Below are 8,610 nucleotides of genomic sequence, written 5' to 3' on the forward strand. Positions count from 1 at the left end.
CGCGGGGCAACCGGCCCCCCCGCGGCCGTCTCGCGGGCCGGGCCCGGCGCTCAGCCGTTGTGGCCGGCCGCCACCAGGTCCCGGAGGTCCGCGGGGAGGCTGTGCCGCACCTTCTCCGTCACCGCCCCCTCGGTCGCCTCGTCGGTCACCTCCAGCACGACGCGGGCCAGGTAGGCCGAGCGTGGCTCGTCGGCGCCGGAGCGGACCGCGATCCGCTCGATGAAGTCGTGCCGGTCGAACCGCTCGCCGCTTCCCGCGCCGCCGTAGACCTCCGTCCGGCGCAGATGCTCGCCGATCTCGTGCGGCAGCTGCGCCGCGAGGTTGTCGGCGAGGCCCTCGGGTATCCGTTCGCCGAGGGTCTCCAGGACGGCCCGTGTCGCCCGCTCGGCCTCGCCGTGCCCGGAGAGGTGGGCGCGGTGCTGGACCTGTCCGATGAACTCCTCATGCCGCATGGCGGACGCTCCTTCCTGCGTCTGAAATGCAGAAACTGCCCGAAATATCCGGTCCTTAACGCGCGCCGAGGACGTCCAGCAGCTCGCCGATCATGCTCCCGTCCGCCGGGACCGCCGCCGCCCGCCCGGCCCCCTCCGGCGACAGCGCCCAGGCCCACCACCGGTCCAGCTCCGCCGCGTCCAGCAGCGGCTCCGCCGCCCCGCCCGGACCGGCCGCCGGCTCGGGGATCGTGAGCACGGCGGGCCACGACCAGGCCCGCGCCTGCGCGGTCACCTTCGCGCCGCCCGCGACCGGGTCCACGGCCAGCGCGGGGACCCCGTTCTTCAGCGCCAGGACGAGGCCGTGCAGCCGGGTCGTCACCACCAGGTCGAGCCTGCGCAGCACCGACTCGAACTCGGCGGCCGTGCCGAACATGCGCCAGTCGCGCGGATCGAGCCGCGTGTCCAGCGGCAGCCGCGCGCACTCGCGCGCGGCGAGCCAGCCCGCCAGCTCCCGGTCGACGCGGTCGTGCAGCCGCCGCGGCCCGTACTCCCGCTGGCCCGGCGCGAGGACGACCCCGACGACGGGCACCGACGGGCTCTCCGGCAGCGCCGCCAGGTCGTGCCGCGGCGCCGCCGTCGGCGTGTCGCGCGGCAGGACGGCGTCGAACCCGGTCACCGCGGGGTCGTCCGGATCGAGGACCGAGACGCCGACGGCGACGCGGACACAGCGCGCGAAGCGGCGGTGCAGCTCCTCGACCTGCCGCCCGTGCAGCGGCCCGCAGGCGAACACCACGTGCGTGTAGGCGGCGGGATCGGCGTGGTCGAGGCCGAGGCCGCCCGGACGGAAGACGGGGCTCCACGCCAGATCGCACTCCACGCCGGCCGCGGCCAGCCCCTGCCGCACCGCCTCCATCGCCAGCACGTCGCCCGCCGTGGCCTCACCGTGCAGGAAGCTCGGCCACCCGGCCACGAGGACCCGCATCCGCCGCCCTGAGCTCGCCATGGCGACCTGCTACCCGGAGCGCTCCCGCCCATGCCCGGCACGGCCGCGACCATGCCCCGCGCGGCATGCCGTACTGCCCTCCGCGTGACACTTCAGACACCTTCCGGTTTACGGTCACGGCCCGCGGGGCAGAGTCACGTCGCGGCCCACTCGTCGGCTCGGAGCCAAGTGCCCCGAACTGCGAGCCTGGGCCGCACCAGCGTTCTCCCCCGATTCCGCCCCGGCGAACTCGTCCGCCGGGGTGGATTCACGTCCCGGGGAGCGCCTGCGCGACGACCATCCCGCAGTAGGCGGCGCCGAGGCCCGCGGCGATGCTGGCCGCCGCGTTGAGCAGCGCGTAGGAGCGGGCTCCTGTCTCGGCCAGCCGCAGCGTCTCGTAGCCGAACGTCGAGTACGTGCTCAGGGCGCCGCAGAAACCCGTCCCGGCGAACGCCATCACACCGCCGTCCACCGGGAGTGCCGCGAGCAGGCCGAGGATGAACGATCCCGCCACGTTGACGGTGAACGTCCCCCAGGGGAACACCGAGTCGTGCCGGGCCTGCACCGCCCGGTCGGTCAGGTAGCGCAGCGGGGCGCCGGCCGCGGCGCCCAGCGCGATCAGCAGGAGCGTCACGCGGCGTCCTCCGGTGCCCGGCGGCGGGTGAGCGCCCTCGTCAGCCGCACTCCCGCGAGGACGGCGGCGAGCGCGGCGGCCAGCGTCAGCGCGAGGTAGGCCAGCCCGACGCGCGGCGCGCCGTGCTCCACCGCCCGCTGGACGTCGACGGCGTAGGTCGAGAACGTGGTGAAGCCGCCGAGCACCCCGACCCCGAGGAACGGCCGGACCAGCGGATGCGCCGGACGCACCTCGGTGATCAGCACCATCAGCACGCCGATCAGCAGGCAGCCTGAGACGTTGACCCAGAAGATCCCCCACGGGAACTCCCCCGGCCCGTTAGGGAACGCGGTGCTCAGCCCGTGCCGGGCCAGCGCGCCGAGCATGCCGCCCGCCGAGATCGCGCCGAGCGTCGCCCACGGCGCCCGGGGCAGTTCGGCCCGCTGCCGCGGGTCGTGCAGATCGACATCGGGGTCCACGGGAGGGGAGGGCATGGCGTGCTCCTACCAGTAGCGACAGCGTTCACCGGTAGGGACCGTCGGCGGTCGTGCTCCGCGGTTCGCCCGGACCGGGCACGGCGGGCCCCACCGCCGTCTCCCCGGTACGCCGCCCGGGGCCTCCCCATCCTAGCGGCGATCAGGGTTCGGGACGGTCGGCGCGTGCGGCGCCGACCGCCGGACCGCTCCCCGCGCCGCGCGACTCGATGAGGGTCTTGAAGCGGCGCAGGTCGCCCCGCACCCGGTGCGTCAGCGCGCCGGTCCGGTCCCCGGCCCTCCCCGCGAGGCCCTCGGGGTCGAGCTCCAGCTGCGCGGTGACGCGGGTGGTGGTCTCGTCCAGGCGGTGGAACGTCACCACTCCGGCGAGCGTCGGGCCGTTCCGGGTCGTCCAGCGGAGGGTCCTGTCGCCGAGTCGGCGGATCTCCTCCACGCCGTCCATGAAGCGGGGGAACGCCTGGAACCGCGTCCACTGGTCGTAGGCGGTGCGGATCGGGACGGTGACGATGACCGACTCGGTGATCGTGCTCACGGCTCCACCTCACCTCCTGCCTCACCGCCCGGTTACCCGCGTGGGGTGCGTCTATCCCCGCGGCCCCGCGGATCCGTGTGATCGCGTTTCTGGCGGGTAGGGGGACGGCACCGAGCGACAGCCTCCGCCCTCGCCGGCCTCGTCCGCAAAGGAGAGCACCGCATGACGTCGGCGCAGTCCACCCGGTTCAACGACGGCCAGACCGAGATCCTGCTCGCGGAGATGAACCGGCTGGCGGAGGACGACCCGCACAGGGAGCGGCTGCGGGCGCGCATCGTCGACATGCACGCCCCGCTCGTCCGCGGCGTGGCGCGCCGGTACGCCAACCGGGGCGAGCCGCTCGACGACCTCCAGCAGGTCGCCTACCTGGGGCTGGTGAAGGCCATCAACCGGTTCGACCCCGGGATCGGCGACCGCTTCGTCACCTACGCCTACCCGGTGGTGACCGGGGAGGTGAAGCGGCACTTCCGCGACAAGACGTGGGGCATCCGCGTGTCGCGCCGCATCCAGGAGCTGCGGCCGGTCCTGCAGCGCAGCGTGCAGGAGTTCACCCGCGAGCACGGCCGCTCCCCCACCACCGCCGAGATCGCCGAGCTCATGGGCATCGACCAGGAGGAGACCGTCGAGGTCATCATCGCCTGCGACGCCTACCGGCCGCTGTCGCTGGAGGCGCCGGCGGACGGGTCGCCGAGCGGCGAGAACGGCACGGTCGGCGAGTACCTCGGCTCCGACGACCCGGCGCTGGAGGCCTTCATCGACGGCCACGCCCTCGGCCCGCTCATCGACGGCCTCCCCGAGCGGGAGCGCACGATCCTGCTGCTGCGGTTCTTCGGCAACAAGACCCAGACGCAGATCGCCGAGCAGATCGGGCTGTCGCAGATGCACGTCTCCCGGCTGCTGCGCGCCACCCTCGACCGGCTGCGGATGGGCCTGCTGGCCGAGGGGTGAGCGCACCCCCCGGCCGCACCGTCACGGTCTGGGCGTCAGAGTTCGGGCGTCACGGCTTGGGCAGGGTGCACGCCTTGCTCAGCACGACGTCGTTGCCGGGGCCGAGGCAGCGCGCGAGCCCGTACGTCTGCTGCCCGTAGTGGGTGCCGTGGCGGACGGTGACCTCGCCGTCGCGGGCGACCTCGCACGGGTTGTTGAGGGTGCAGCGCTCGCCGTCGTCGTTGCCGGTGTTGTTGACGCCGACGACCTGGCCGGTCCTGGTGCTGATGATCGGAGAGCCCGACGTGCCGTGGATCGTCTCGCACTGCGGCGTGTAGCGGAGGGAGTCCCGCCACGTCCAGCCCGCCTCGCGCAGGCGGTACACGGTGGCGTCGATCCGGCAGCCGTAGATCTTTCGCCAGTAGCCGGACACGACCCGGATCTCCGTGCCGTCGTGCGGCCTGGCCGTGGACAGGCGCAGCGCGGACACGCCGTACCTGCTCTTGATCGCGGCGTAGGTGGTGTTCAGCCGGTAGACGGTCACGTCGGTGTCGGTCATCGTGGCGTACTCGACCCTGGTCGCGGTGAGGGTGCCGAGGTCGCCGCGGCCCGTCCGGTCGAGGAGGCGGAACGTGCGGGACGAGGGCTGGTCCACGACGACCTCGCCGGCCTTCGGCATCCCCGACTCCAGGCAGTGGCCGTTGGTCAGGACGAGCGCGGCGTCGGTGTCGCGGGAGCGCGGCCCCCGCACCAGCGACCCCGAGCAGTTGCTGAGCGCGACGATGCCGGTGAAGTCGACCTCCGCCCGGCCCTGCTGCGCGGCGGGCTGGAGCGAGGCCGGGAGCGGCACCGGGAGCGGCTCGGGAGCGGCCTGCGCGGCACTGGCGGTGAGCGTCGCGGCGCCCGCGGCGGCGGCGAGTACGGCTGCGGCGAGGCGTCTGGGCATGCGGGGTCCTCTCGGCGGGCCGGAGCGCGCTCCGGTCGGTGACGGCGCTGTCACCGACCGGATGCTAGATCATCGGCGGCCCGTTGAGAAGGACCCCGGGGGCGTCTTTCAGTCCACGTCCACCCAGCCGTAGGTCCGCTCGACGGCCTTCTTCCAGCCGGCGTAGCCGCTCTCGCGCTGCTCCTCGTCCCAGGTGGGGTTCCAGCGCTTGTCCTCGTTCCAGTTCTGGCGGAGTTCGTCGGTGGTGTGCCAGAAGCCGACGGCGAGGCCGGCGGCGTAGGCGGCGCCGAGGGCGGTGGTCTCGGCGACGACGGGCCTCGACACCGGGACGCCGAGGATGTCGGCCTGCAGTTGCATGCACAGCTCGTTGGCGGTGACGCCGCCGTCCACCTTCAGGACGTCCAGGGTGACCCCCGAATCCTGGCGCATCGCCTCCACCACGTCCCGGGACTGGTAGCAGATCGATTCCAGGGTGGCGCGGGCCAGGTGGGCGTTGGTGTTGAAGCGCGACAGGCCGACGATGGCGCCGCGGGCGTCGGAGCGCCAGTAGGGGGCGAACAGGCCCGAGAAGGCAGGGACGAAGTAGACACCGCCGTTGTCGTCGACCTGCCGGGCCAGCGACTCGCTCTGCGCCGCCCCGGAGATGATGCCGAGCTGGTCGCGCAGCCACTGCACGGCCGACCCCGTCACCGCGATCGACCCCTCCAGCGCGTACACGGTCGGATGGTCGCCGAACTTGTAGCAGACGGTCGTGAGCATGCCCGCCTTGGACCGGACGAGTTCCTCACCGGTGTTGAGCAGCAGGAAGTTGCCGGTGCCGTAGGTGTTCTTGGCCTCGCCGACCGCGAAGCACACCTGCCCGACCGTCGCGGCCTGCTGGTCGCCCAGGATGCCGGTCAGCGGGACCTCGCCGCCGAGCGGGCCGTCCGCACGGCTCATCCCGTACGGCTCCGGAGCGGACGACGGCTTGATCTCCGGCAGCATCGAGCGGGGGATGCCGAAGAACGACAGGAGCTCGTCGTCCCAGTCGAGGGTCTCCAGGTCCATCAGCATGGTGCGGCTGGCGTTGGTCGGGTCGGTGACGTGCACGCCGCCGTTCACCCCGCCGGTCAGGTTCCACAGCACCCACGTGTCGATGTTGCCGAAGACCGCGTCGCCCGCCTCGGCCGCCTCCCGCACCCCGTCGACGTTCTCCAGGATCCACTGGATCTTGCCGCCGGAGAAGTACGTCGCCGGCGGCAGCCCGGCGCGGTGCCGGATCGTCTGCCCCCGCCCGTCGCGCTCCAGCGCCGACGCGATGCGGTCGGTGCGGGTGTCCTGCCAGACGATCGCGTTGTAGTACGGGCGGCCGGTGCGCCGGTTCCACACCACGGTCGTCTCGCGCTGGTTGGTGATGCCGAACGCGGCCAGGTCGGTGTGCCCCAGGTTCGCCTTGTTCAGCGTGCTCTGGACGACGGCGCGGGTCCGCTCCCAGATCTCGGTCGGGTTGTGCTCCACCCAGCCCGCCCGCGGCAGGATCTGCTCGTGCTCCAGCTGGTGGCGGGCGATCTCGTTCCCGCCGTGATCGAAGATCATGAAGCGGGTGCTCGTCGTGCCCTGGTCGAGCGCTCCGACGAAGTCGGCCATTACTCTGCCCTTTCTGCCGGCGGGGCGGGTCCCCGTCAGGAATCGTCCTCGTTCAGGCGCGGCTCGAGCGTCTCGGTCACCTCCTGCTCGGGCGGGATGTTGCGCCCGATGAGCAGGACGTAGAGCGCGGCGCCGAGGAGTCCGCCGATCAGCGGCGCCGCGATGGGCACCCAGAAATAGAAGTCCCCGTACTGGTCCCGCCACGCGCTCTCGTATCCGGTGATGTACTGGGCGAGTCGCGGCCCGAGGTCGCGGGCGGGGTTGATCGCGTACCCGGCGGCGGACCCGAACGCCATCCCGATCGCCACCACGACGAACCCGATGATGAGCGGCGCCATGTTCGCCAGCGGTGGCGAGTTGCGCGGGTCGACGAGCGCGAGGACGAGGAAGAGCAGGATCGCGGTGCCGATGATCTGGTCGCGGAACGCGCCCCAGGTGTGGATCGGCAGGGACCCGTTGCCCGGCATCGTGGAGAACACGAACTGCGTCTTGGCGGTCAGCCCGGGGTCGAACGCGTGCAGGATCTCGGTGTAGTTCCACCGGACGATCAGCGCGGCGACGAAGGCGCCGAGCACCTGCGCGAAACAGTACGGCAGCACCTTGCGCCACGGGAAGCCCCAGAAGACCGCGAAGGCGACGGTCACCGCCGGGTTGATGTGGCCCCCGCTGATCCGCGCGCACACGTAGACGCCCAGCGTCACCCCGAAGCCCCACGCCCAGGTGATGGCGTCATGCCCGCCGAGGCTCTGCGGGGCCCCGAGCCCGCTCCCCGCGATGACCTGCGCGACGACGCCGACGCCGAACAGGATCAGGATCATCGTGCCCGCGAACTCCGCGATCATCTCCCGGGCGAGCTCGGGAATCGGCCATCGCGACATCTCTCCTCCAGGACCTATGGCGTAGGGCACGACCACCGCGAACGCGGGCGCGCCGGGCCGGCCGGGCCGGCGGCTCCCCCCCACGGCGACGCCGGCGCGCCGCGCCGTTCCGCGCACACGCTCATGATCGTGATGGCGGGATGTTTCCCAGCGAGAGCGTCCCTACACGGTCAGTGACCGCGAAATGCCTCCGCCAGCCACCAGGAGGGGCGGTCGCGGGTGACCTTGGCGTCCACGACCATCGGCCGGTCCCGCGGGCCGGCCAGCCAGTCCGCCACGGCGGCCAGGTCGTCGCGGCACCGGACGGTCGCCGCCGCGCAGCCGAAGCCGCGGCCGATGGCGGCGATGTCCGCCGGCGGGAACGTGACCGTGTCCAGCGGGTGCCCGCCGGGACCGAAGTGGTGCACCTCCGCGCCGTACGCCTCGTCGTCGTAGACGACCACGAGCAGGTCCAGGCCGAGCCGGACGGCGGTCTCCAGCTCCGCGACCGACATCAGCGCGCCGCCGTCGCCGAGGGCGGCGACGGTGAGCCGGTCCGGGCGGGCCACGGCGGCGCCGACCGCCGTGGCGAGGCCGAGCCCGACCGACTGGAACGCCTGGGTGAACACCAGCCCGTCGGCGTCCGGGACGTCCAGGAACATCGCCGGGTAGCCCATGAAGTTGCCCGAGTCGACGGCGACGGTCCGCTCCCGGGGCAGCATCGCGTCGAGCGCGATCGTCAGCGTCCGGGGGTCGATGCGGGGCCGGCCGTCGTCCTCGCCGTCCGGATCCTCCTCGTATGGGACGTCCTGCCAGCGGCCCTCGCGGGCGAGCCGCTCCCGCACCTCGGGAGTGCGGTAGCCGGTGGCGCGGTGGCCGCCCGCCGCCAGCTCGGCGAGCACGGCCCGCGCCGTCTCGGCGGCGTCGCCGATCAGCCCGAGGTCGACCGGGCGGTGCGCGCCGAGCGCGCGGGCGTCGACGTCGACCTGCACGACCGTCGCGTCCGGGGCGATGAGCGCGCCGTGCCGCGTCGTCCACATGGTGAGCGAGCAGCCCCAGCCGACGACCAGGTCGGCGCCGCGGATCAGCTCCGCGGCGGCCGGGGTGGCGAACCCGCCGCTGACGTCCAGCGCGAACGGGTCGCCGGCGAACAGGCCGCGCGCGACGGCCGACGTCGCGGGCAGCGCGCCGCAGCGGGC

At 73.3% G+C, this 8,610-nt stretch carries 10 protein-coding genes; 1 reads left to right on the top strand and 9 read right to left on the bottom strand.

The annotated features are described in order from the left end of the window. Positions 1–50 precede the first annotated feature (50 nt). The 5 genes from AB0K34_RS45255 to AB0K34_RS45275 form a co-directional block, all read right to left on the bottom strand. Positions 51–452 carry a DUF2267 domain-containing protein gene (locus tag AB0K34_RS45255; protein ID WP_138639048.1) on the bottom strand — a complete coding sequence of 134 codons (402 nt, stop codon included), beginning with the start codon at positions 450–452 and terminating at the stop codon, positions 51–53. Between the two features lie 55 nt (positions 453–507). Continuing rightward, positions 508–1,437, bottom strand: a complete 930-nt coding sequence (locus AB0K34_RS45260) for a polysaccharide pyruvyl transferase family protein (protein WP_364554699.1) — start codon at positions 1,435–1,437, stop codon at positions 508–510. Positions 1,438–1,684: 247 nt separating this feature from the next. Then, positions 1,685–2,050 carry a fluoride efflux transporter CrcB gene (crcB, locus tag AB0K34_RS45265; RefSeq protein WP_138639049.1) on the bottom strand — a complete coding sequence of 122 codons (366 nt, stop codon included), beginning with the start codon at positions 2,048–2,050 and terminating at the stop codon, positions 1,685–1,687. Continuing rightward, on the bottom strand, positions 2,047–2,523 hold the full coding sequence (gene crcB / locus AB0K34_RS45270) for a fluoride efflux transporter CrcB (RefSeq protein ID WP_138639050.1): 477 nt from the start codon (positions 2,521–2,523) through the stop codon (positions 2,047–2,049). The genes crcB (AB0K34_RS45265) and crcB (AB0K34_RS45270) overlap by 4 nt, the downstream gene beginning before the upstream one ends. Before the next feature lie 142 nt (positions 2,524–2,665). Then, the gene (locus AB0K34_RS45275) at positions 2,666–3,055 is read right to left on the bottom strand and encodes an SRPBCC family protein (RefSeq protein WP_364554702.1); all 390 of its coding nucleotides are present in this window, start codon (positions 3,053–3,055) and stop codon (positions 2,666–2,668) included. Between the two features lie 162 nt (positions 3,056–3,217). Between AB0K34_RS45275 and AB0K34_RS45280 the strand changes: the two genes are divergently transcribed. Further along, positions 3,218–4,003, top strand: a complete 786-nt coding sequence (locus tag AB0K34_RS45280; RefSeq protein WP_364554704.1) for a SigB/SigF/SigG family RNA polymerase sigma factor — start codon at positions 3,218–3,220, stop codon at positions 4,001–4,003. Positions 4,004–4,052: 49 nt separating this feature from the next. Here the strand turns inward: AB0K34_RS45280 and AB0K34_RS45285 are convergent, their stop codons facing one another. The 4 genes from AB0K34_RS45285 to AB0K34_RS45300 form a co-directional block, all read right to left on the bottom strand. Beyond that, a complete protein-coding gene (locus AB0K34_RS45285) occupies positions 4,053–4,928 on the bottom strand; it encodes a serine protease (RefSeq protein ID WP_364554706.1) in 876 nt (291 codons plus the stop codon). Positions 4,929–5,036: 108 nt separating this feature from the next. Further along, positions 5,037–6,554 (bottom strand): glycerol kinase GlpK, encoded by a 1,518-nt coding sequence (gene glpK, locus AB0K34_RS45290; protein WP_364554708.1) that lies wholly within the window; start codon positions 6,552–6,554, stop codon positions 5,037–5,039. Between the two features lie 35 nt (positions 6,555–6,589). Then, complete coding sequence (locus tag AB0K34_RS45295; protein ID WP_138641351.1) at positions 6,590–7,432, bottom strand: MIP/aquaporin family protein; 843 nt, start codon at positions 7,430–7,432, stop codon at positions 6,590–6,592. A gap of 170 nt (positions 7,433–7,602) precedes the next feature. Further along, the coding region (locus AB0K34_RS45300; protein ID WP_364554710.1) for a thiamine pyrophosphate-dependent enzyme at positions 7,603–8,610 on the bottom strand (1,008 nt) is incomplete at its 5' end.

This window comes from Actinomadura sp. NPDC049382 (assembly GCF_040677125.1).
Classification (GTDB): domain Bacteria; phylum Actinomycetota; class Actinomycetes; order Streptosporangiales; family Streptosporangiaceae; genus Spirillospora; species Spirillospora geliboluensis.